Annotated in this window: 25 protein-coding genes and 1 pseudogene; 18 read left to right on the forward strand and 8 right to left on the reverse strand. The window is 29.5% G+C overall.

Going from position 1 to position 24,126, the window contains the following annotated elements:
* Position 1: 1 nt before the first annotated feature.
* The 6 genes and pseudogenes from efp to tkt form a co-directional block, all read right to left on the reverse strand.
* Complete coding sequence (efp, locus tag ACIJYF_RS00970; protein WP_435116948.1) at positions 2-562, reverse strand: elongation factor P; 561 nt, start codon at positions 560-562, stop codon at positions 2-4.
* Positions 559-1,173 (reverse strand): thiamine phosphate synthase, encoded by a 615-nt coding sequence (gene thiE, locus ACIJYF_RS00975; RefSeq protein ID WP_435116950.1) that lies wholly within the window; start codon positions 1,171-1,173, stop codon positions 559-561. Before thiE ends, efp begins: the two co-directional genes overlap by 4 nt.
* A complete protein-coding gene (locus ACIJYF_RS00980) occupies positions 1,160-2,170 on the reverse strand; it encodes a class I fructose-bisphosphate aldolase (RefSeq protein WP_435116952.1) in 1,011 nt (336 codons plus the stop codon). Before ACIJYF_RS00980 ends, thiE begins: the two co-directional genes overlap by 14 nt.
* A gap of 1 nt (position 2,171) precedes the next feature.
* Positions 2,172-3,350, reverse strand: coding sequence for a phosphoglycerate kinase (locus ACIJYF_RS00985; RefSeq protein WP_435116953.1), 1,179 nt, complete (start codon positions 3,348-3,350; stop codon positions 2,172-2,174).
* On the reverse strand, positions 3,350-4,357 hold the full coding sequence (gene gap / locus ACIJYF_RS00990) for a type I glyceraldehyde-3-phosphate dehydrogenase (protein WP_435116955.1): 1,008 nt from the start codon (positions 4,355-4,357) through the stop codon (positions 3,350-3,352). Before gap ends, ACIJYF_RS00985 begins: the two co-directional genes overlap by 1 nt.
* A pseudogene (tkt, locus tag ACIJYF_RS00995) lies at positions 4,354-6,317 on the reverse strand (transketolase). Before tkt ends, gap begins: the two are co-directional and overlap by 4 nt.
* 53 nt (positions 6,318-6,370) lie before the next feature.
* Here tkt and ACIJYF_RS01000 point away from each other — a divergent pair.
* From ACIJYF_RS01000 to ACIJYF_RS01085, 18 genes are all read left to right on the forward strand, one after another.
* Positions 6,371-6,694: a 5-formyltetrahydrofolate cyclo-ligase gene (locus ACIJYF_RS01000; protein WP_435116957.1), complete on the forward strand. Its 324-nt coding sequence runs from the start codon at positions 6,371-6,373 to the stop codon at positions 6,692-6,694.
* A complete protein-coding gene (locus ACIJYF_RS01005; protein ID WP_435116959.1) occupies positions 6,682-7,128 on the forward strand; it encodes a cell division protein ZapA in 447 nt (148 codons plus the stop codon). Before ACIJYF_RS01000 ends, ACIJYF_RS01005 begins: the two co-directional genes overlap by 13 nt.
* 5 nt (positions 7,129-7,133) lie before the next feature.
* Complete coding sequence (locus ACIJYF_RS01010) at positions 7,134-7,679, forward strand: 5-formyltetrahydrofolate cyclo-ligase (protein ID WP_435116961.1); 546 nt, start codon at positions 7,134-7,136, stop codon at positions 7,677-7,679.
* Positions 7,676-8,482: a TIGR00282 family metallophosphoesterase gene (locus ACIJYF_RS01015; RefSeq protein ID WP_435116963.1), complete on the forward strand. Its 807-nt coding sequence runs from the start codon at positions 7,676-7,678 to the stop codon at positions 8,480-8,482. The genes ACIJYF_RS01010 and ACIJYF_RS01015 overlap by 4 nt, the downstream gene beginning before the upstream one ends.
* Positions 8,483-8,486: 4 nt before the next feature.
* Positions 8,487-9,212 carry a YebC/PmpR family DNA-binding transcriptional regulator gene (locus ACIJYF_RS01020; protein ID WP_435116965.1) on the forward strand — a complete coding sequence of 242 codons (726 nt, stop codon included), beginning with the start codon at positions 8,487-8,489 and terminating at the stop codon, positions 9,210-9,212.
* Positions 9,212-9,706: a crossover junction endodeoxyribonuclease gene (locus ACIJYF_RS01025; protein ID WP_435116967.1), complete on the forward strand. Its 495-nt coding sequence runs from the start codon at positions 9,212-9,214 to the stop codon at positions 9,704-9,706. Before ACIJYF_RS01020 ends, ACIJYF_RS01025 begins: the two co-directional genes overlap by 1 nt.
* 49 nt (positions 9,707-9,755) lie before the next feature.
* The gene (tolQ, locus tag ACIJYF_RS01030) at positions 9,756-10,430 is read left to right on the forward strand and encodes a protein TolQ (RefSeq protein ID WP_435116969.1); all 675 of its coding nucleotides are present in this window, start codon (positions 9,756-9,758) and stop codon (positions 10,428-10,430) included.
* The gene (gene tolR / locus ACIJYF_RS01035) at positions 10,431-10,847 is read left to right on the forward strand and encodes a protein TolR (protein WP_271507428.1); all 417 of its coding nucleotides are present in this window, start codon (positions 10,431-10,433) and stop codon (positions 10,845-10,847) included.
* Between the two features lie 5 nt (positions 10,848-10,852).
* Positions 10,853-11,731, forward strand: coding sequence for a cell envelope biogenesis protein TolA (locus ACIJYF_RS01040; RefSeq protein ID WP_435116971.1), 879 nt, complete (start codon positions 10,853-10,855; stop codon positions 11,729-11,731).
* Between the two features lie 9 nt (positions 11,732-11,740).
* The gene (gene tolB, locus ACIJYF_RS01045) at positions 11,741-13,084 is read left to right on the forward strand and encodes a Tol-Pal system beta propeller repeat protein TolB (RefSeq protein WP_435116973.1); all 1,344 of its coding nucleotides are present in this window, start codon (positions 11,741-11,743) and stop codon (positions 13,082-13,084) included.
* Between the two features lie 85 nt (positions 13,085-13,169).
* Complete coding sequence (gene pal / locus ACIJYF_RS01050; protein WP_435116975.1) at positions 13,170-13,664, forward strand: peptidoglycan-associated lipoprotein Pal; 495 nt, start codon at positions 13,170-13,172, stop codon at positions 13,662-13,664.
* Between the two features lie 82 nt (positions 13,665-13,746).
* The gene (gene ybgF, locus ACIJYF_RS01055; protein ID WP_435116977.1) at positions 13,747-14,742 is read left to right on the forward strand and encodes a tol-pal system protein YbgF; all 996 of its coding nucleotides are present in this window, start codon (positions 13,747-13,749) and stop codon (positions 14,740-14,742) included.
* Positions 14,702-15,727: a tRNA lysidine(34) synthetase TilS gene (tilS, locus tag ACIJYF_RS01060; RefSeq protein ID WP_435116980.1), complete on the forward strand. Its 1,026-nt coding sequence runs from the start codon at positions 14,702-14,704 to the stop codon at positions 15,725-15,727. The genes ybgF and tilS overlap by 41 nt, the downstream gene beginning before the upstream one ends.
* Positions 15,728-15,787: 60 nt before the next feature.
* Positions 15,788-17,701: an ATP-dependent zinc metalloprotease FtsH gene (ftsH, locus tag ACIJYF_RS01065; RefSeq protein ID WP_435117950.1), complete on the forward strand. Its 1,914-nt coding sequence runs from the start codon at positions 15,788-15,790 to the stop codon at positions 17,699-17,701.
* An 8-nt stretch (positions 17,702-17,709) separates the two neighbouring features.
* Positions 17,710-18,762: a dihydropteroate synthase gene (gene folP, locus ACIJYF_RS01070; protein WP_435116982.1), complete on the forward strand. Its 1,053-nt coding sequence runs from the start codon at positions 17,710-17,712 to the stop codon at positions 18,760-18,762.
* Entirely contained in the window at positions 18,762-20,093 is a 1,332-nt protein-coding gene (gene glmM, locus ACIJYF_RS01075; protein ID WP_435116984.1) for a phosphoglucosamine mutase, read from the forward strand. Before folP ends, glmM begins: the two co-directional genes overlap by 1 nt.
* Positions 20,090-20,902 carry a bifunctional hydroxymethylpyrimidine kinase/phosphomethylpyrimidine kinase gene (thiD, locus tag ACIJYF_RS01080; protein ID WP_435116986.1) on the forward strand — a complete coding sequence of 271 codons (813 nt, stop codon included), beginning with the start codon at positions 20,090-20,092 and terminating at the stop codon, positions 20,900-20,902. Before glmM ends, thiD begins: the two co-directional genes overlap by 4 nt.
* The gene (locus ACIJYF_RS01085) at positions 20,902-22,194 is read left to right on the forward strand and encodes an adenylosuccinate synthase (protein WP_435116988.1); all 1,293 of its coding nucleotides are present in this window, start codon (positions 20,902-20,904) and stop codon (positions 22,192-22,194) included. The genes thiD and ACIJYF_RS01085 overlap by 1 nt, the downstream gene beginning before the upstream one ends.
* Here ACIJYF_RS01085 and rpoH read toward each other — a convergent pair.
* Entirely contained in the window at positions 22,191-23,084 is an 894-nt protein-coding gene (gene rpoH, locus ACIJYF_RS01090; protein WP_435088626.1) for an RNA polymerase sigma factor RpoH, read from the reverse strand. The two genes, ACIJYF_RS01085 and rpoH, sit on opposite strands and share 4 nt — an antisense overlap.
* A gap of 41 nt (positions 23,085-23,125) precedes the next feature.
* The gene (locus ACIJYF_RS01095) at positions 23,126-24,106 is read right to left on the reverse strand and encodes an RluA family pseudouridine synthase (protein ID WP_435116990.1); all 981 of its coding nucleotides are present in this window, start codon (positions 24,104-24,106) and stop codon (positions 23,126-23,128) included.
* Positions 24,107-24,126 lie beyond the last annotated feature (20 nt).

Here is a 24,126-nt window from a genome sequence, read left to right on the forward strand (position 1 = left end):
GTTAAATTTTTTTTATGTACTCTAAATTTCTTGTATCTACTATCACTTCATCACCAGACTCAATAAATGGTGGAACTTGAATATTTAAACCATTATCGAGTGTTGCAGGTTTATAAGATGAAGAAACAGTTTGTCCTTTTAGTGCAACGTCTGTTGTTTCTATCTTACACTTTACTTGATTTGGAAGTTCAATTGAAATTGGATTTTCATTATAAAAACTAACAGTCACTTCTAGGTTTTCAGTTAATAATTTTCCTTGTTCGCCTACAATTTCTCTCTTAATTTCAACTTGTTCAAATGTTTTTGGTTCCATAAAAAAATAATTATTTTCATCTTCATATAAATAATTAAATTTAGTTTCTTCTAATGAAGCTTTTTCAACAGTTTCACTAGATCTAAATCGTTCATTTAATTTTGTATTTTTTTCTAAACTTTTCATTTCTACTTGGGCAAATGCTCCACCTTTACCCGGTTTAACATGTTGTGTTTTAAGAACTTGCCATAAATCACTTTTATATTCTAAAAGCATTCCTACTCTAATTTCACCAGCATTAATCTTCATTTAATTTTTTCTATAGTTTCTAAGGGTTTATATTTTTTATTATTCCAAACGTAGCTTGAAATAGCTAATAAATTAGCATTGTTCAATAGCAGTTTTTTATAATTATCAAAATTTATACCACCAATTGTAACTATTGGGGTTTTGGTTAACTTTTTAATTTTGCTTAAAATTTTAATATCAGCCTTAAATTTTATTTTTTTAGTTTTAGTAGAAAAGAAAGCTCCAAAGGCAATATAATCGGCATTTTCTTTAATAGCAGCTTTTGCCAATTTAATTGAATTATGGCACGTAACACCAATAATCTTATTTCCAATTATTTTTCTAGCATTTTTTATGTCCATATCTTTTTGACCTAAATGACAACCATCTGCATTAAGTGTTTTTGAGAGTTTAGGATCATCATTGACTATAAATTTAACATTATTTAGTTTACAAATTCGTTGAATTCTATTTCCAATTACAATTTTTTGTTTAAGTGAATATTTTTTAAGTCTTAATTGAAATAGAGCTACCTTGCCAGTATGAAGTACTTTTTTTAAATCCTGATAAAATTGAGGATAAATTTTATTTGGAGAAATAAGATAAATAAATTTTTTTTTATTTATTCTCAATTTCTTTAGACCATTTACCTTGAGCTGCTAAAGTATTCATTCTTGCTCTATTATTAAAAATATTTTGAGTACCTTCGATATTCTTAATATCTTTCGCCCAGAATTTTAAAGCACTTTGTTGAAGAGCTCTTCCATATGAGTACGTCATTATAAAATTAGTATTATTATTTTTATTGATTAAGTTTAAATTTTCTGTTGCCTCAATTTCTGATTGGCCTCCAGACAAAAAAGCAATTCCAGGAACTTCATTTGGAACTGATTTTTTTAAACACTCAAGTGTTTTAGAAGAAACTTCTTCATTAGAGATTTTATTTTTTGATTTATTACCTGCTAAAATCATGTTTGGTTTTAAAATTATGCCTGTAAGGTCAATTTTGTGAATTAAAAGCTCTTCAAAACATTTTTGAATTACTTCTGATGTTTTTATTAAGCAATCATCAGCAGAATGATCTCCATCCATTAAGACTTCTGGTTCAACAATTGGAACCATTCCACATTCTTGTACTAGAGCAGAATATCTCGCTAGCGCATGAGCATTTGAATTAATTGCAATTTTACTTGGGTATTTTTTTCCAATATTATAAACACCTCTCCACTTTGTAAATCTTGCACCAAGCTCATAATATTTTTTTATTCTTTCTCTTAGTCCATCTAAACCCTCGGTAACTTTTTCATCTAATGAATTGGCTAAATCTTTTGCACCAGTGTCAACTTTAATACCTGGAACAGCTCCTGTCTCTGAAATTATGGCTGGGATTGTTTTTCCATTGCCTGATTTTTGGTTGATTGTTTCATCATACAATATAACTCCACCAATACAGTCTTTCATGCTATCTGCTGTAAAAAGTGTTTCTCTAAAAAGAAGTCTATTTTCTGGTGTTGATTGAATATTTACTGACTCTAATCTTTTAGTCATCGTTCCATTACTTTCGTCTGCAGCTAGTATGCCTTTACCATTTGAAAGAATTTTAAGGGCTATTTTATTAAGATCAGACATTTTAGTTCAAAGCTTTTATACCAGGAAGTTCTTTGCCTTCAAGATATTCTAAAAAAGCTCCCCCTGCAGTTGAAACAAAATTAAAATCATTAACCGCATTTAAACTATTCAATAATGAAAATGTATCTCCTCCACCAGCAACTGAATAGATTTTATTAGATTTATTATTTTCAATTATCTTCTTAGCAATTTCAATACTACCATTAGCAAAGCTAGGATTTTCAAAATATCCAGCAGGTCCATTCCACAAAATAGTATTACTTTTATCAATGATATTTTTAATAATTCCAATAGTTTTTGGGCCAATATCTAAAATCATTTCATCGGATGAAATTTCACTCAACTCTTTAGTTTGTGGGTTTCCATTTAAGTTTTTTCCTACTACAGCATCTTGAGGATAAATTATTTTACAGTTTTCTGTTTCTGAAAGTGAAATAATTTCTTTTATAATAGGGTTACAGTTTTCTTCTTTTAAGGATTTTCCAATTTGGTTACCCATATATTTAATAATATTGTTAGCCATTCCGCCTACAATTATAATGTTGTCAAATTTAGTTATTAAGTTCTTAATTATATTAATTTTAGTAGAGACTTTTGAGCCTCCAATAATACAGGTTATAGGTTTTTTAATTTCAGAAGTAATTTTTTTTAAAGCACCAACTTCTAAATCAAGTTGTAATCCGGAGTAACAAGGTAAAAAATTTGTTATCTCATCAATGGATGCGTGTGCCCTATGAGAACATGAAAAAGCATCATTAACATAAATATCAGCTAAACTTGCAAGATGCTTTGCAAATTGTGGATTATTTTTTTCTTCATCAGGATAAAACCTTATATTTTCTAGCATAACTATTTTTTCATCACCATTATTAAATAAATCTTCTGAAACTATTTCTTTAATATTTTTAGAAATGAGTTTTATATTTTGACTTAATTTTATCTCTAAATCTTGACATATGGGTCTAAGTGAAAGTTCGTTTACCACCTGTCCTTTAGGTCTTCCTACATGAGAAATAATTATGATTTTTGTATTTTGAGAAATTAGAAATTTTAAAGTAGGTAGAATTTTATCAATCCTTGTTGTGTCAGTGATTTTGTCATCAATTAAAGGAACATTTAAATCTAATCTTAATAATATTTTTTGATTATTAAGATTTAATTCTTCACTGATACTTTTCATTAAGAGATTTTATAAACGTATTCTGCTATGTCACACATTCTATTTGAAAATCCCCACTCATTGTCATACCAAGCAGAAATTTTTCCCATATTTTTACCTACTACGCTAGTAAGTGAAGCATCTACAATTGCTGATGATGAATTATGATTAAAGTCAATAGATACTAGTTTTTCTGATGTTATTTCTAATATTTTTTTAGACTGATTTTTTGAAACTTCTTTGAAGGCTTCATTAATTTTTTCTTTGTTTATCTCTTTTTTGGTACAAAAAACTAATTCAATCAGGGACACATTTGGAGTTGGAACTCGCATCGCAACACCTTCCAATTTACCTTTTAAAGATGGAATTATTTCCCCTATAGCTTTTGAAGCTCCGGTAGAAGTTGGAACAATCGATTGGCTTGCAGATCTTGCTCTTCTTGGATCTTTGTGAGAATTATCTAAAATTCTTTGATCACTAGTAAAGGCATGAATTGTAGTCATAAAACCTTTTTCAATTTCAAAATTTTTATGAAGTGTACTTGCAACTGGAGCCAAACAATTTGTGGTACAAGATGCTGCAGAAATTATTTGATCATTTTTTGTAAGCTCTTCTTCATTTACACCAAATACGATAGTTTTGTCTGCGTTTTTACATGGAGCAGAGACTACAACTTTTTTTGCACCATTCTTGATATGTGCTAATAATTTTTCTTTTGAATTAAATTTACCAGTGCATTCAAAAACGTAATCAACGCCAAATTTTTTCCAATTAATATCTTCAATTTTAGATTCTTGAGAAAAAGTAATTTTATTTTTATTTATAATTAAATGATTTTCATCGTAATCAAGATCTGCATTAAATTTTCCATGAACAGAATCATATTTAATTAGTGTACAACTTGCCTCTGAATTAGATCTATTATTGATATGTTTTATTTTGATATTTTCATTTTGGCTTTCGATAATTGCTCTGATAACCATTCGGCCAATTCTTCCCATTCCATTGATGCCAACATTTATTGTCATATTTTTTTCCCCAAGAGCCTTTTTGATTTGTTGGCGATATTTACCGAGGTTAAACCAAAGTGTTTATAAATTTCTTTGTAAGGTGCACTTTTTCCAAATGTATCAATTCCAAAAGATAAGCCACCTTTGCCAACATATTTTTTCCAGCAATCAGTTGATGCTGCTTCTATAGAGATTATATTTTTTGTCTCATTAATTATCTTTTGTTGGTATGAATTTGATTGTTTGTCAAATAGTTCTTGGCAAGGCATCGATATAACTTTTGAATATATCTTATCTTTGGCTAATTTATGACTAGTTTCGATTGCTAAGCTAACTTCAGAACCACTAGCAAGTATTGTTAAATGAATTTTTTTGTTTGTTCTCAAAACCTCATATGCACCTAGAGAACATTTATTAGTGTTTAAAACTTTTTTTCTTATTGGTTCAAGATTTTGTCTGGTTAAAGATAAGACACTAGGTGTTTTTGAACTTTTTAATGCATGTTCCCAACATTCAATAGTTTCCATTCTGTCTGCAGGTCTAAAAACATTTAGATTTGGAATAGATCTCAAACCTGATAATTGTTCTATAGGTTGATGAGTTGGGCCATCTTCTCCAAGACCAATAGAGTCGTGTGTCATGACATAAATAACTCTTTGTTCCATTAATGCCGATAACCTTATTGAAGGTTTACAATAATCTGAAAATATCAAAAAAGTTCCTCCATAAGGAATAAAATTACTATGAAGAGCAAGCCCATTCATTATTCCACTCATTGCATGTTCTCTGACACCATAGTGAATGTAATTACCATTAATTTCACTAGGCTTTATTATTTTATGATGTTTAGTTTTTGTATTATTTGATCCTGCTAAATCTGCAGAACCTCCTATTAAATTACTAGTGATACTAGTTAACGCATTTAAAGTAAGCTCCGACGACTTCCTTGTTGCTAAACTTCTTAACTCTTTAATTGTATTTTGTTTTTCAAGTTTTAAAATTTTTGTAAAATTATTTTTTAGTAAATTATCTATTCTTACTTTTTTTTTTTATAAATCTTGTTCCATGCATTTTCAAGTTTTTGACCTTTTTTACCAATTTTTTTCCACTCTTTTAAAATTTTATTTGGAATCTCAAAAGGTTTGTAATTCCAATTTAGTGTATTTCTTACTAGATTAATTTCATCCAGACCAAGAGGACTTCCATGAACAGATGATGTGCCTGATTTATTTGGCGATCCATAACCAATTTTAGTCTTACATGAAATTACAGTTGGTTTTTTCGCATTTTGTACTTTTTTTAAAGCTTTAAAAATTTCTTTTTCATTATGTCCGTCAATAAGAATGTATTCCCAACCATAACTTTCAAATCTTTTTTTATAATTATCTGAAACCGCCAAACTAGTTGGTCCATCGATCGATATTGAATTATTGTCAAATAGCATCACTAAATTTTTAAGTTTCAAATGTCCAGCTAAACTCATTGCTTCATGACTTATTCCCTCCATTAGGCAACCGTCTCCAGCAAGAACATAGGTTTTGTGATTTATTATTTCTTTACCTAATTTTTTTTTTAAAATTTCTTCAGCAATTGCAAAACCAACTGCATTTGCAATTCCTTGTCCCAGTGGACCTGTTGTGGTCTCAATGCCAGTATTAGCATGATACTCTGGATGTCCTGCGCAAATTGAATTAAGTTGTCTAAACTTTTTTATACTATTGAGTGAAATACTTTTGTACTCAGTTAAGTATAATAAAGAGTAAAGCAACATTGAACCATGTCCTGCTGACAAAACAAATCTATCTCTATTTAACCAACTTGGATTTTTTGGATTAAATCTTAAAAAATTTTTAAACAGAACAGTTGCAACATCCGCCATACCCATTGGCATACCAGGGTGACCAGAATTTGCTTTCTGCACAGCATCAATTGAAAGAAATCTGATGCAATTTGCTAAATCATTGTGTAGTTTGCTCAAAATTATCCTGACTAGACTAAGAAGAATCTATTTAATAATATAAACATATATATATGAATTCTATAATCGAAAAAGAAAAAAGATTGAATCAGGCTATTTCAGAGTTAAAAAATTTAGATCTTAGTAACCCTGATTTAAAAAATAATATTGACAATTTAAGTTCTCAAAAAACTCAATTAGAAATTGAAAAATCTGAACTGGAAGATAAATACAAATCTCTGTTAGAAGAACACACCAATCTTTCAAAAAAACTTGAAGAAATTCAAAATAAAGAAAAATTAGAGCAAAAAAAACAAATAGAATTTTCTGAAAAAATTGATGAATTAAATCAGGAAACAGATACTTTGTTAGAGGAAATAGATAAATGGCAAATGTAAGTATTAAATTTAATAATAAAGAGTTTTTATTATCTTGTGAAGATGGTCAGGAGGAGCATCTTGAAGAATTGTTAATTCAAATAAATCAAAAATTTAATGATCTTAAAAATAATCTTGGAAATTTAGGTGAAAATAAGCTTCTTTTAATTACAGCTGTTAAGATTATGGATGAGTACTATGAAACTAAAAAAAAAGTTGAACAAAAGAAAAATGAATTGAAAGATCTCTCTAATAAATTTAGAGAACTGAAATCTCTTATTTACGATTATAGAGATAAAAAAGAAGAAGAGATAAAAGAGTTAAATACTAATCATCTGAACTTTAAAAATGAAATTGAGGCTAATCATAAAAAGTACGAACAAATAATTGATGACGCTGCAGATGAAATATCTAATTTTATTGAAAAAGCAAAATTAGAAAATATCTCTCAATAAATTTTGTGAATAAATCCCAAATAAGAAATAAAATTATAAAAATTAGAAAAAAAAAATTTGATAAAAATTTACAGATTAATTTAGAAAAGTTTATTTCTTTCTTAAAAATTAACAAATTAAATCTTAAAAATATTGGCGGTTATTATCCTTCAAATTATGAAATAGATGATTTGGCTATTTTAGATTTATTAGAAAAAAAAAATTTTAAAGTATCCTTGCCAATTATAAAAAAAGATAATCAGATGAACTTTTATAGTTGGTCAATAAATGATCCATTAAAGATAAACAAATTTGGCATCCCAGAACCTGTGTCATCTAAAATTCTTTATCCAGATATTTTATTGGTACCATTAGTTGCCTATGATGTTAATTTAAATAGGTTAGGTTATGGTGGTGGTTATTATGATCGCTACATTGAAAAGATAGGAAAAATAAAAAAAATTATGAAAATTGGTTTAGCATTTTATTTTCAAAAAATTTCATCTATACCAATTAATCAGTATGATAAAAAATTAGATTTTGTTGTTACTGAAAAAGGAATTTTAAAATGAGAATATTATTTTTAGGTGATGTAGTTGGAATATCTGGTTGTTCAAAATTAATGAATAATTTGATGAATGAAATTAAATTAAAAAAAATAGATTTTGTTATTGTGAATGGAGAAAATGCAGCTTCGCAAGGAGTTGGGTTAACAAAAGAAATATGTCATGATTTTTTCAATTGTGGAGTAAATGTAATTACAACTGGAAATCATGTTTGGGATCAAAAAGAAATAATGGAGTATATAGATAAAGAAGAGAGGTTATTGCGTCCTAAAAATCTTTTTGAACCAGCGCCAGGTAGAGGTTTCAATATTTATAACACTAAAAATGATATTAAAATTGGAGTACTTAATTTAATGGGAAATGTTTTCATGAAAAAATGTGATGATGTTTTTGAAATTTCAGAAAAATTTATGAAACAATTTAATTTAAAAAAAGATTATGATCTCCTTGTAGTTGATTTCCATGGCGAAATAACTAGCGAGAAAAATGCAATAGGTCATTATTTTGATGGCAAAGCTTCTTTGGTCGTTGGAACACACACCCATATCCCCACTAATGATGCAAGAATATTAAAAGGTGGCACTGGTTATCAAACTGATGCTGGTATGTGTGGAGATTACAACTCAGTCATTGGCATGAATGCAGAGAATTCACTTAATAGATTTTTAAAAAAAAATTCAGTAAAACATTTTCCTGCAATTGGTGAAGCGACTTTAAGTGGCGTTATCGTTGAATGTAATATAAATACAGGATTAGCAACAAATATTGAAAGTTATATTTTTGGAGCTCAATTAAAAAATACACATTAAAATTATGGCAGGACACTCACATTGGGCAGGAATTAAACATAAAAAAGGTAAAGCTGATAAGCAACGTTCTAAAATATTTTCAAAATTATCAAAAGAAATTACTGTTGCAGCTAAACTTGGGGATAAAGACCCTGCAATGAATCCAAGATTAAGATCTGCAATTCAGGCAGCAAGGTCTGCCAACATGCCAAAAGATAATATTGAAAGAGCAATTGATAAATCTTCAGCTGCATCAGGCATTAATTTTGAAAATCTTAGATACGAAGGATTTGGTCCTGATAAAATTGCAGTGATTGTAGAAGCATTGACAGATAATAAAAATAGAACAGCTTCAAATATTAGAACTATATTTCAAAAAAGTGGTGGTAGCTTAGGAACCCAAGGATCTGCATCACATAATTTTAGCCAATTAGGCATTATTAAAATTGATAAAAAAGAAATTTCTGATGAAAAAATTTTTGAACTTGCAATTGATTCTGGCGCTGATGAATGTATCTCTCATGATGAATTTCATGAAATTCAATGCCCTATGAGTGATATCTATAACGTTAAAAAAAAATTAGAAACAGTAGTTGCAAATTTTATTTCAACAGAAATAGAGTGGGTTGCACTAAATAATGCTAATGTTGATAAAGATAAGCAAGAAACTGTAATTGAATTTTTGGAGTCATTGGAAGATGATGATGATGTGCAAAATGTTTTTTCAAACGCAAACTTTGAAAATAATTAATGCTTATAATTGGAATTGACCCAGGTATTTCAGGATCAATATGTTTCTTTCAAGATGGAAAAATAATTGATGTGATTGAAATGCCCACAATGACTGAAGGGAAAAAAAATAAAAAACAAGTCAATGGCTCTCAAATTTTTAACGAAATATCGTTTAGAGTTAAAAAGTTGGATAAAAAAGATGTAAAAGTAATTATAGAGCAAGTATCCGCTATGCCAGGTCAAGGTGTAACCAGCATGTTTAACTTTGGTCAATCATTTGGGATTTTGAAGGGGATTTGTTCTGCAATGCAATTACCAATGTACTTTGTAAGACCTGCAAAATGGAAAAAATATTTTAATCTCATAAATTCTGAAAAAGATGCAAGTAGAACAAGAGCTATTGAGATTTTTCCTTATTTTTCAGGTCAATTATCTAGAAAAAAAGACTCTAATAAAGCTGACGCAATTTTAATAGCAAGTTTTTATTATGAAACTTACAAAACTGAAGAATAGTTAAAATTATAAGACAAATTCATGACACATTTAAGTGTGAAGAGTAAATATGGAAGCTGATATCACATCACAAGCAGTAGGTTTAGGGGCTAATACAGATTTTTCTTTAATGAGCCTATTTTTAAGAGCCGATATAATTGTTAAATCAGTAATGATTATTTTAATAGTTTGCTCGATTTATTCATGGGCAGTGATTATAGAAAAATTAAGATTATTTAAAAAAATAAATAAATCATCAGAGGATTTTGAAGAAAAGTTTTGGAACTCTAAATCAGCAGAGACATTTTATAATAGTTTACCAGCTAAAGTTGAAGATCCCATGGCGGTGGTTTTTCAGGATGCTATGGAAAGTTTACTTAAAAAAAAATCTAAAAATAATTTAAGTGAAAGAATGAGTACTTTTTTAGAAGTTGGAATTGAAAAACAGATGAACAAAATTGATAAAGGTTTTACTTTTTTAGCAACAGTTGGATCTACAGCACCTTTTATTGGTTTATTTGGTACGGTTTGGGGTATAATGAATTCTTTTCAATCTATTGCGATTTCAAGAAATACAAGTTTAGCAATTGTGGCTCCAGGTATAGCAGAAGCATTATTTGCTACTGCATTGGGTTTATTGGCTGCAATACCTGCGGTAGTTGCTTATAATAAATTTAACACAAACTCACAAAAATATTCTCAAAAATTAGAAAACTTTTCAAAAAGATTTTTAACAATAATTTAAATGGCATTTAAATTAAATCGCTCATCGAAAGAACCTATGAGCGAAATTAATGTAACACCATTTGTAGATGTTATGTTAGTTCTTCTCATCATTTTTATGGTTACAGCTCCATTATTAACCGTTGGAGTACAAGTTGATTTACCAGAGAGCTCAGCAGATTCACTTCCTGAGGAGTCAGAGCCACTTACTTTATCAATTAACTCAAAAGGAGAGATATTTATTCAAGAGGCAAAAGTTGAATTCGATAGTATAATTGCAAAAGTATTGGCAGTTTCAAAAAATAGAACAGATACGAGAATTTATGTTCGTGGTGACAAAACTATTAATTACGGGAGAGTGCTTGAAATAATGGGTTTATTATCAGGCTCTGGTTTTACCAAAGTTGCATTAATATCAGAACCATTGAAACAAAGGTAATTTAAGTGAATAGAAGCTTGATCATTTCTTCTGTCTTACATGGTGCTTTAATTTTTATCACAGCAATGAGTTTACCTTTTTTAGCAAAAAAACCACTTGATATTCCGCCAATAGTTTCAGTTGAGCTCATACAGATTGCAGAAAAAACAAATATACCATTCGCCCCAAAAGCAAAAAAAATAATCGAAAAGAAAAAGAAAAAAAAATTAAAAGAAAAAGAAAAAAAATTAGTATCTGAACAAGCACCACCAAAAAAAGTTAAAAAAACAAAAACTAAAACTGTTGTTTCATTAGATGATAAAAAGGAAAAAATTGACAATCAAACTCCCGAAGCAGTTCCATTGCCAGATAAAACGGTCAAACAAATTGAGACAAAAAAAGAGAACAAACAAAATCCAGACAAATTAGATGAAGAAGTAAAACAAGTGTCAGAGTTTGAAAAAAAAGAATTAGTTGATTTGGATAACATTGCAAAGTTAATTGACAAAGCAAAAGAAGACACTGCAAAAGTAATTAAAAAAAATAACGATATTACTCAAGATCAAGATAACAAAATTGTAACTTCAGGATTAACTCTGAGCGAAGAAGATGCTTTAAAAGCTCAAATATTTGGATGTTGGAGCATTCCTCTTGGATTACCTTATAATGAGAATTTATTAGTAAGAATTAAACTCATGCTTGAGCCAGACGGTTCGGTTGCAAAAACTGAAATTTTAGATCATGCTAGAATGAACAAACCGGATCAAGGATTCTATAAAGTATTAGCTGAAAGCGCCTTGAGAGCTGTAAAATTATGTCAACCTTTAAGAGTCCCAACCTCAGGTTATGAAAGATGGAAAGAACTGCAATTAAATTTTGATGCAAGAGAGATGCTAGAAGGTTAAGATAAAGAAATGAAAAAAAATTTAATTATCTTATTTTTAATGATTACATTTCCAATTAAGGCTTTTGCTTTAATTGAAGTAGATATCACTAGAGGAAATTTAAACCCACTTCCATTAGCAGTATCACCTTTGTCAATTGACGATAAATCAAAAACAAGTTTTGAAAAAATCCTCAAAAAAGAAAATATAGGATCTGAAATTTCAATCATAGTTGAAAATAATTTAAGAACATCTGGTTTGTTTAATCCAATAAGTAAAGATGCATTTTTACAAGCACCGGATATTGCAAATTTAAAACCTAGATTTGAAGATTGGAATTTAATTAAAGCTCAAGCGCTTATAACAGGCAAAGTGACGTATGTTGATGAAAAATTAAGAGTTGAGTTTAGGTTGTGGGATGTATTGGCTGCTAAAGAAATGATGGCGCTAGCATTTACCACAGTCCCAAATAACTGGAGAAGAGTTGGTCATATTATTTCAGATAAAGTTTATGAGAGATTAACAGGAGAAAAAGGATACTTTGATACAAGAATAATTTATGTTGCTGAAGAGGGTCCAAAAACACAAAGAAAAAAAAGATTAGCAATTATGGATCAAGATGGTGCAAATAACAAATTTCTTACACTTGGAAATGAACTGGTACTAACTCCGAGATTTAATCCAACTAGTCAGATGGTTACATATTTGTCTTACTTTAAAAATTTACCAAGAGTGTATCTACTAGATATTGAAACTGGAACACAAGAGGTCGTAGGTGATTTTCCTGGAATGACTTTTGCACCAAGATTTTCTCCAGATGGTAAAAAAATAATAATGAGTTTTGCTAAAGATGGAAAGTCAGACATCTACACGATGGATTTAGAAAATAGATTGGTTGAAAGAATTACCAATCATCCTTCGATTGATACTTCGCCGTCTTATTCTCCAAATGGAAAATTCATCGCTTTTAATTCTGATAGAAGTGGGTACCAACAAATTTATATTATGAAAAATGATGGAAGTGATGTTAAAAGAATTTCATTTGGAAATGGAATATATGGTACACCTGTATGGTCACCTAGAGGAGATTTGATAGCTTTTACCAAATTACATAAAGGAAAATTTTATATAGGAGTAATGAGGACGGATGGAAAAGGTGAAAGATTGTTAACCGAAAATTATTATCAGGAAGCGCCATCTTGGTCTCCAAATGGAAGAGTTTTAATTTTTTATAGAGAAACAAAAACTAACGCAAAAGGTGAAGGATTTTCTGCTAAGCTATGGTCAATAGATTTAACTGGCTATAATGAACGTTTAGTTCAAACTGAGACGGATGCTTCAGACCCATCATGGTCATCTTTATTAAGTAATTAGTTTAAATTACTTGATTTTTTAACTTGAAACCTCTAATTAGTTGTGAAAAAGTAAGAAATTGAAATTAGCAGCAAGGAGCAATTTAATGATATTAAGCAAAATTTACAAAAACACACTTTTAATCTTAGCAGCATGCTTAGTTTTATCTGCATGTGCAACAAAAAAAGAAGTTGCAATTGATTCAATACAAGGTCAAATGCAAAGTGATGTTTATACAGGAACTGACACAGTTGAATATTTAGCTGATGGTGTTCCAGATAGAGTTTTCTTTGCAACAAACGAAACTGTATTAACAACAGCATCAAGAGAGACATTAAGAGCCCAAGCAGCTTGGTTAAGAAAAAATTCTAGCATTAACGTAGTTCTAGAGGGACATGCTGATGAAAGAGGAACAAGAGAATATAACTTAGCACTTGGAGAAAGAAGAGCTAACTCTGCAAAAGATTACTTGATGACTTACGGAATATCTTCAGACAGGATTTCAGTATTAAGTTATGGAAAAGAAAGACCAGTAGATGCTGGTTCCAATCCTTTAGCTTGGTCAAAAAATAGAAGATCTGTAACTGTTAAAGCAAATTAAAGAATTAAATTTAAAGACCCTAAAGCGTAAGAGTTTTAGGGTCTTTTTTTTGCCATTTTTATAACCATAAATCTAAACATTAATGAGATTTACATTAAAATTAATATTCATAGTTTTATTCAATTTAAGTTTTTTACAAAATTCTTTTTCAGATAATCATAACATTTATGAAACTTTAGAAATTATTAAGAATGATCTCAAAACTCTTGAGAGAGCAGTTTATTCTGGTTCGATCGAAATAAAGACTTCAACTAATGAACAGTCAAATATTGTGCTAGATAGTAACTCAGAGGATGTACTTACGAGGCATTTATTAAAATTATCTGAAGTTGAAGATCAATTTCGACAATTAACTAATAAATTTGAAGAAATTAATTTTAAGCTCGATAAATTATCAAATAGATTGTCAAAAATTCAGGCTGATAATCAGATAAGATTTCAAGATATAGAGTCTTCGATAAGTTCGGGCGAGAGTACCACACAATTATCCTCTAAGCCAAAAACAGATACAACAAAAAGTGAAATATTACCAGGGAGTTCGCAGCCACAAGATCTTGGTACAATTTCCTATAAAGATACTGAAACGTCTGAAACATCGCAACAAATTCAATCTGTAGATACTACTGCAACTGTTGTGACAGAAACTTTTCAAGCTGAGGAAAAAATATTGCCACAAGATTTATCACCAAAAAAACAATATGAATTTGCGACAAGTTTTTTAAAGGTCGGAGACTATAGTACAGCTGAAAGAGCTTTTAGAGAATTTGTACTTTCTAATAGTGAACACGAACTAGCTGGCAGTGCTCAGTACTGGTATGCAGAAACTTTTAGAATAAGACAACTTTACACTGATGCTGCGTCAGCTTATTTAGAAGGTTATCAAAAATATCCAAAAGGTATTAAGGCGCCTATAAATTTGTTAAAGCTTGGTGTATCAATGGTTCAAATTGGAGAAAAAGACCAAGGATGTAAAATGATAAATGGAGTAGAGTTGCAATATCCTAAAGCCAATCAATCAGTAATTCAAAAAGCAAAATATGAGTTTAAAAAATTTGAATGTATCAAAGAAGACTCGTAAGTTTTTATTAGATAAATTAAAAGATAGTCGAACTCTTCAAATTTACAAAAAATTTGAAAGTAACTTACCAGTCAAAGATAATTTTATTATAGCTGTTTCAGGTGGTCCAGATAGTCTTGCATTATCTTTTTTAGCAAAAATTTATTCAATTAAAAGATCTATAGACATTAAATACTTTATGGTAGATCATAAGTTGAGAAAAAACTCTACTTTAGAAGCAAAATCTGTTCAAAAAAAATTAAAAAATTTTTCTATAAAATTACATATTTTAACCTGGAAGGGTGCTAAACCAAAAAAAAATATACAATCGATTGCTAGAGAAAAAAGATACAAGCTATTAACCGATTTTGCAAAAAAGTATAAAATACAAAATATTTTACTTGGTCATCATTTAGATGATTTATTTGAAAATTTTTTTATAAGAATTTTAAGAGGCAGTGGTCTAAAGGGATTAATCTCACTAGATAAAGAGACACATAAAAATCAGATTAATTTGATTAGACCTTTAATCAAAATAGATAAAAAAGATCTAATATATATAAGTAATTATATTTTTGGATCATATATTAAAGACCCATCAAATGAAGATGATAATTTTAAAAGGGTAAAAATAAGAAATTTTTTAAAACAATTAAGTTTAGAGGGTTTTGATAGAAAAAAGTTTTTTTTAACAATTAAAAATCTTAAATTTGCAAATGAGAATATAGAATTTTATACTAAAAAAAACTTAGAGGACAATGTAACAATTTTAAGCCAAAAAAATAATGTTATTCTAAAGGAAAATTTTTTTTCTCAGTCAAATGAAGTTATATTTAGGTCTTTAGCTGAGGTAATTAAAATTGTAGGTAAGAAATATTATGCTGTCAGAGGAAAAAAAATTGATAAAGTTGTCGACTTAATTAACTCTAAATCTTCCTTTAAAGTTACTCTAGGAGGATGTATTATTAAAAAGGTTAATGAAACCATAATTTTGTCCAAAGAGTAACAAAATTCATTTAATTAATGATATTTTGTCACTTGTTTAACTCACAATAATTATTATCTTATCACTATGAATTTAAAAAATCTGGCAATGTGGGGAATTATTGTATTCCTAACTATTGGTCTTTATAATATGTTTAAAAACCCTCAATCAAATATTAGAGGTGGCAATCAAATAATTTTTTCTGAATTTTTAACCTCTGTTGAAAACGGAGAAGTTTTAAAAGTTGAGATCCAAGGAAATAACATAAAAGGTGTATTTTCAAATGGCAATTCATTTTCAACTTACTCACCTAATGATCCGAATTTAATTGAAAAATTATCAGACAAAGGAGTAAGTATTTCTGCTTCACCTTTAGAAGAAAAAATGCCTTCATTGTTTGGAGTTCTTTTATCTTGGTTCCCAATGTTGCTGTTAATAGCTGTTTGGATTTTCTTTATGAGACAAATGCAAGGTGGCAAAGGTGGGGCTATGGGATTTGGAAAATCAAAAGCTAAAATGATGAATGAGCTTAAAGGAAAAGTTACATTTAATGACGTTGCCGGCGTTGAAGAAGCAAAAGAAGAAGTGGAAGAAATTGTAGAATTTTTGAAAGATCCAAAAAAGTTTAGTAGACTAGGTGGAAAAATTCCCCGAGGAGCTTTATTGGTTGGACCCCCTGGAACTGGTAAAACATTATTGGCTAGAGCAATTGCCGGAGAAGCTGATGTTCCATTTTTTACTATTTCAGGTTCAGATTTTGTTGAAATGTTTGTTGGAGTTGGTGCTTCAAGGGTCAGAGATATGTTTGAACAAGGTAAAAAAAATTCACCATGTATAATTTTTATAGATGAGATTGATGCAGTTGGTCGTAGTAGAGGCGCAGGTTTAGGTGGAGGAAATGATGAAAGAGAGCAAACTTTAAATCAGCTGTTAGTTGAAATGGATGGATTTGACACTAACGAGGGTGTTATAATTATTGCAGCTACTAACAGACCAGATGTACTTGACCCAGCTTTGTTAAGACCAGGTAGATTTGATAGACAAGTTGTTGTTTCAAATCCCGATATAATAGGAAGAGAAAAAATTTTAAAAGTTCATGTTAAAAAAATTAAGATGGCACCTGATGTTAATTTAAGAACTATAGCAAGAGGCACACCTGGATTTTCAGGAGCAGATTTAGCCAACCTAGTAAACGAGTCGGCTTTATTGGCAGCAAGAAAAAATAAAAGAATTGTGACTTTAGTTGAATTTGAAGAAGCCAAAGACAAAGTAATGATGGGATCTGAAAGGCGTTCTATGGTGATGACTGAAGATGAAAAGAAATTAACAGCATACCACGAAGGAGGTCATGCTTTAGTTTCATTTAATATGCCAAGCTATGACCCAATACATAAAGCAACAATTATTCCAAGAGGGCGAGCTTTAGGTATGGTTATGAATTTACCTGAAAGAGATAAGCATGGATATTCAATAAAATACTTAAAAGCTAGAATGGCAGTGTGTTTCGGGGGAAGAGTTGCAGAAGAGTTAATATTTGGAAAGGACAATATTTCTACTGGAGCAGGCGGTGGTAGTGGATCAGATATTAATCAAGCCACACAACTTGCAAGAGCCATGGTTACGAAATATGGAATGAGTGAAGAAATGGGACCAATTGAATACGGGGAAAATCAAGAAGAGGTATTTTTAGGTAGATCAGTTACACAAACACAATCCGTTTCAGAGGAAGTGGCTCAAAAAATAGATAAAGAAATTAGAAAGTTAGTTGATGAAGGCTATAATCAGGCCACAAAAATATTAACTGAAAAAATTGATGACTTACATAAAATTGCTAAAGCTCTTATCACTTATGAGACTTTAACAGGTGAAGAAATAGAAAATATAATTAATAACAATGTATACCCAAAAGACAAGGTAGTTGAAAAACCAGAAGAAAATGACGATCAAAGCTCAGCCCTAGGTGCCATGGGCTTAAAACCAAAAATAGTTCATTAACAAATAGAATGAGAAGATATTACACTAGAGCGTGTAATTTCTATTATGGAAATGAGTCAAGATTACTAGTTAATAGAAATAAAGCAATTCCTCTCAATAGTAATAAAAACATTTCATTTGATCATATTGAAATAATAACAAGAAATTCAAAAAAAAAAATTTCTATTAATAAAATTAACGTTCTCACAAAATCATTAAAAAAATTAATTAAATTAGATTTAAAAAAAATAAAATCAAAAAAGAAAAATTTTTCAAATTTTAATTTTTTACAAATTCCAAATATAATGGGAGTATTGAATCTCACTCCAGATAGTTTTTCTGATGGAGGGAAGTTTAATACAAGCAAGAAAGGTTTAAAACGTGCTTTAGAGATGTTTAATGCAGGAGCAAATATTATCGATGTAGGCGGGGAGTCTACTCGTCCAGGATCAAAATCAGTAGATAATAAAATAGAATGGAAAAGAATAGAAAAAATTATTCAATTAATTGCAAAAAAAGTTCCAATTTCATTAGATACCAGAAAATCTGAAATTATGAAAAAAGGAATTAAGTGTGGGGTAAAAATTATTAACGATGTTTCTGGATTAGAATACAACTCTGAGACTATAAATGTTTTAAAAAAATACAAGATACCTTTTGTTATACAGCATTCACAAGGAACACCTGAAAATATGCAGAATAAACCTAGTTATAAAAATGAATTATTAGACATATATGATTTTTTTGAGCAGAAGATAAATTATTTAAAAAAAATTGGTATTAAACATAATAATATTATCATTGATCCAGGTATAGGTTTTGGAAAAATTTTGAAACATAATATTAATCTTATTAGCAATATTTCTATTTTTCATTCATTAGGTTTTCCTATACTTGTGGGTAATTCAAGAAAGAGATTTATAAAAGAAATAGCAGGAAAAAATGATAGCAAAGATAGAATTGGAGGAACAGTAGCATCTTCAATTTATCTCATGATGCAGGGTATACAAATTTTAAGAATTCATGATGTAAATGAATTACTTCAAGGTATAAAAGTTTTCAAAAAAATAATTAAAAATTAATGACAAAAAAATATTTTGGTACTGATGGAATTAGAGGTGCAATCAATAGCAAACATATTAATGGAGATATGTTTTTTAAGTTTGGATTAGCATCAGGAACATATTTTAGATCTCAAAAAAAAATAAAACAAACTGCAATTATTGCTAAAGACACTAGATTATCTGGTTATACACTTGAGCCTGCACTTGTTTCAGGATTAGCTTCAGCTGGAATGCACGTTTATACTTTTGGCCCTATGCCAACAAATGGTTTAGCAATGCTTACCAAAACAATGAAAGCAAACATGGGCATCATGATAACTGCTTCTCATAATCCTCATAATGATAATGGGTTAAAACTGTTTGGTCCAGATGGAATGAAGTTGTCTGATAAAATTGAAAAAAAAATTGAAAAATTAATAGATAAAAAATTTTCCAAAAATCTTTCTAGTCCTGAAAAGTTGGGTAGAGTAAAAAGATTAGAAAGTGGTACAAAAGAATATTTAAAAATTTTAAAAAAAAATTTTCCAAAAGAATTTAATTTAAGAGGACTTAGAATAGTAATCGATTGTGCAAATGGTGCAGGTTATAAAGCTGGGCCAGAACTGCTTAAATCTTTAGGCGCAAAAGTGATTACAATTGGTGTAAATCCAAATGGAACAAATATTAATAAAAACTGTGGTTCGACATATCCAAATAAAATTAAAATCGCAGTAAAAAAATATAAAGCTCATCTCGGTATTTCTCTGGATGGTGATGCTGATAGAATTATAATGAGCGATGAAGTTGGAAATATAATTGATGGAGATCAAATAATTGCAGCTATAGCTACTAGATGGAAAAATAAAAAAATGTTAAAAGGTGGAGTTATTGGAACGTTGATGTCTAATTATGGTTTAGAAAAATTTTTTGAAACAAATAAAATTAAATTTATTAGAGCAAATGTCGGGGATAGATATGTAAAAGAACAAATGCAAAAAAATAATTTTAATTTAGGTGGCGAACAATCTGGACATATTATTTTAGGTAAATTTGCAACAACAGGAGATGGGTTGTTAGTGGCATTAGAAGTTTTATTTGCAATAAGAAAAGGAAAAAAAGCTAGTTCTTTCTTTAACAAGTTCAAAAAAACTCCCCAAATTCTTGAAAATATTTTAGTTAAAGATAAATCAATTATTAATAAACCTGATGTAAAAAAATCTATTAAAAAAGCAGAAAAATTAATGAATGGTAATGGAAGAATACTAGTAAGAGTATCAGGCACAGAGTCAAAAATAAGAGTTATGGGTGAAAGTGAAAATAAAAAACTTTTAGAAAAGTGTTTAAATATTATTTTAGCTAAAATAAAGTGAAGCCTAATTCTAAAGTATTAATCATTGCAGGATCTGACTCATCAGGTGGTGCTGGAATTCAAGCTGATATTAAAACTATTACTGCTCTTGGATCTTATGCAATGACTGCAATTACGGCTATTACCGCTCAAAATACAACGGGAGTCAAATCAATAGTCCCAATTCCACCAGAAGAAATTTTAAATCAGATTTTATTTACAGCTAAAGATATTAAGCCTGATGCAATTAAAATTGGGATGTTGCATTCAACTAAAGTAATTGAGGCAGTTATCAATTCTCTTAAAAATATTAAAGTAAATAATATAGTTCTTGATCCAGTAATGGTTGCAAAAGGTGGGGCAAAATTAATAGATAATAAGGCTATTATGTTATTAAAAAAAAAATTGATAATGAGAGCATCATTAATCACTCCAAATATTCCTGAAGCTGAAATATTAACTAATACGATTATCACATGTAAAGAGGATATGATCTTTGCAGCTTACAAATTAATTGAAATTGGAGCAAATAATGTATTAATTAAAGGAGGACACCTTGCCTCAAACAATGTCCAGGATATATTTGTTTCAAAATCTGATATTAAAATTTTTAATAGTAAAAGATATAATACTAAAAATACCCATGGAACAGGTTGCACCTTATCTAGTGCAATCACCACTTTTCTATCATGTGGAAAACCTATAAAGAAATCTTGTGAGCTTGGGATTAAATATGTAAATTCTGGTATTAGAACTAATCCTAAATATGGTAAAGGTCATGGCCCAATTAATCATCTTCATACAATCAATATAGAAAGAAAATTCAGGTAATGAAAAATATAGTTGTAGTTGGATCTCAGTGGGGAGATGAAGGAAAGGGTAAAATTGTAGACTGGCTTTCAGAGCAAGCTGATGTAGTAATTAGATTTCAGGGAGGTCATAACGCGGGTCATACACTTGTAATTGATGGTGTGACTTATAAGTTAAGACTATTGCCATCTGGAATTGTTAGAAAAAATAAAATCTCAATTATTGGAAATGGAGTTGTAGTCGACCCATGGGCATTACTAGAGGAGATCAAAGAGATAAAATCAAAAGGTGTGGATGTAAACATCAATAACTTTATTATTTCTGAAGCAGCAAACTTAATTTTACCATTTCATAGAGAAATGGATGAAATTAGAGAAGATGCTGCAGGCAAAGGTAAAATTGGAACGACTAGAAGAGGAATTGGGCCAGCCTATGAGGATAAAGTTGGCAGAAGATCTATAAGAGTAATGGATCTTAGATCTGAAAAAAATTTAGATCAAAGATTAGAATCTGTTCTAGTTCATCATAATGCGATTAGAAAAGGTCTTGGAAAAAAAATTTTTGAGAAAGAACAGTTAAAATCAGACTTATTAAAAATTGCACCTCAAATATTAAAATTTTCTCAGCCAGTTTGGTTAAAAATTGATGAGTTTAAAAAACAAAAAAAGAAAATTTTGTTTGAGGGTGCTCAAGGAATATTATTAGATGTGGATCATGGTACTTATCCATATGTGACATCTTCCAACACAGTTGCATCAAGTGCTGCTACAGGTACAGGGTGTGGTCCAAATTCGATTAATTATGTTTTGGGAATTACAAAAGCCTATACAACTAGAGTTGGAGAAGGTCCTTTCCCAACGGAATTAACTGATGATGTTGGAGAATTATTAGGAACGCGTGGAAAAGAATTTGGAACTGTAACTAGCAGAAAAAGAAGATGTGGCTGGTTTGATGGTGTTTTGGTAAGACAAACGATAAAAATCTCTGGTATTGATGGCATTGCACTTACTAAACTTGATGTTCTTGATGAACTTGATGAAATAAAAATGTGTGTTGAATATGAGCTTGATGGAAAAAAAATTGATTATTTGCCTGCAGCAGTTGAAGATCAATTAAAAATCAAACCAATTTATAAAATCTTTCCTGGATGGAAAACATCAACAAATGGAATTAAAGATATGGATGCTTTACCTGAAAATGCAAAAAAATATATTTTTGCAGTTGAAGAATTTATAGGTGCTAAAGTCTCAAGTGTATCAACTAGCCCTGAAAGAGACGATACAATTTTAGTTGAAAATCCATTTGATATTTAATTTACTGGCAGCAGGTTTTTAGATTTTGCCATTAGTAACATTTGCTTTTGCAATTTCTCAAACGCTTTATTTTCTATTTGTCTAACTCTTTCTCTACTAATCTTATGTTTTTTACTTAAATCCTCTAAAGTTGTTGGATTATCATTAAGTCTTCTAGAGTATAAAATTTCTTTTTCTCTTTCATTTAAGACTTTGATTGAATTTTTTAATAGATCTTTTCTTTGTTCCATTTCTTCTTGATGGGCAAACTTTAAATCATGATCTAGTTCTTTATCAACTAACCAATCTTGCCATTCATCTCCATCTTCACCTACTTGAGCATTTAATGAAAATTCTTTACCAGAAAGTCTTCTATTCATTGAAACAACCTCATCCTTACTAACATCTAATTTATTAGCTATTTCATTTACGTGCTCGTCTCTTAAATCCCCTTCTGTTTGAGGGGCAATTTGATTTTTTATTTTTTTAAGATTAAAGAATAGTTTCTTTTGGGCTGTAGTAGTTCCTATTTTAACTAAGCTCCAAGATCTTAATATATATTCTTGAATAGATGCTTTGATCCACCACATAGCATATGTTGCTAATCTAAAACCTTTTTCAGGTTCAAATTTTTTGACTGCTTGCATGAGACCAACATTACCTTCAGAAATCATTTCATTCACAGGAAGACCATATCCTTTGTAGCCCATTGCAATTTTAGCAACTAGTCTCAAATGACTTGTTACTAATTTTTCAGCTGCTTTTATATTTCCTGTAGTTTTCCAATTTTTAGCTAACATGTATTCTTCTTCCGCAGCCAACATTGGAAACTTTTTTATTTGTTCTAAATATGCAGATAGTCCTCCCTCATTTGAAAGAGCTGGTACATTGCTATTAAAAGTTGCGTTCATGGTTGTATTTATTTAATTAACTATATTAAATTTTCAATGATTTATTTGCTAGTATTTCTAAGCATTTTTAATAAATTATTTAGCTCTTGTGGCAAAATTGAGGAAAAAATCATTTCCTCATTAGTTGTGGGATGAATAAATCCTAGAGTTTTTGCATGCAAAAATTGTCTATCTAATTTTGAAATAGAGCTTTCTATTCCCATATCAATATTTTTTAACTTTTTGTATTTCTTTTTATATTTATCATCTCCAACTATACTATTTCCCATATAAGTCATATGAACACGAATTTGATGAGTTCTTCCAGTTTCTAATTTACACTCAACAAGACTTAATGTTGGTGTTTTATCGTTTTCAAAAACTTCGATAGTCTTATAATTTGTAATTGCTTGCTTACCTTTAGATCGACTAACTTCCATTAACTGCCTGTTCTTTGAGCTTCGAGTTATGAAAGTATCAATTCTACCTGTAGAAGGTCTTAATTTACCCCAAATTAAAAGTTGATAAACTCTTGTGATAGTATGATCGCTAAATTGTTTTGATAAGTTTTCATGTGTTTCATTATTTTTTGCAATTATAACTAAACCTGAAGTATTTTTATCAATTCTATGGACAATTCCGGGTCTGAGTTCATCTCCAATAGTTGAAAGTGAGTTTTTATCATAATGCATCAAAGCATTTACAATTGTTTTGTCATAGTTTCCAGCACCTGGGTGCATAATAATTCCAGCTGGCTTGTTAATTACTAAGAGGTCATTATCTTCATGAACTATATCTAGTTTAAAATCATAGGGTTTTAACGAAGCTCCCTGCGGTTCTGGTATATTGAGACTTAATTTGTCACCAGTTAAAACTTTTTTTGAGGGACTTTTAATAATTTCATCATTTAATTTTAGTTTTTCTTTAAGAATTAAATTTTTAATTCTAGTTCGGCTAATAAGTTCTTCTCTTTTGTTGATTAAAACATCAACTCTTAGATTATTTTCATTTTCTTCAACTATAAAATTAATGTTTTTTTTCATAAAATGTAATATTAATACTA

The organism is Candidatus Pelagibacter bacterium nBUS_49 (genome assembly GCF_051200925.1).
In the GTDB taxonomy this organism is placed as follows: domain Bacteria; phylum Pseudomonadota; class Alphaproteobacteria; order Pelagibacterales; family Pelagibacteraceae; genus Pelagibacter.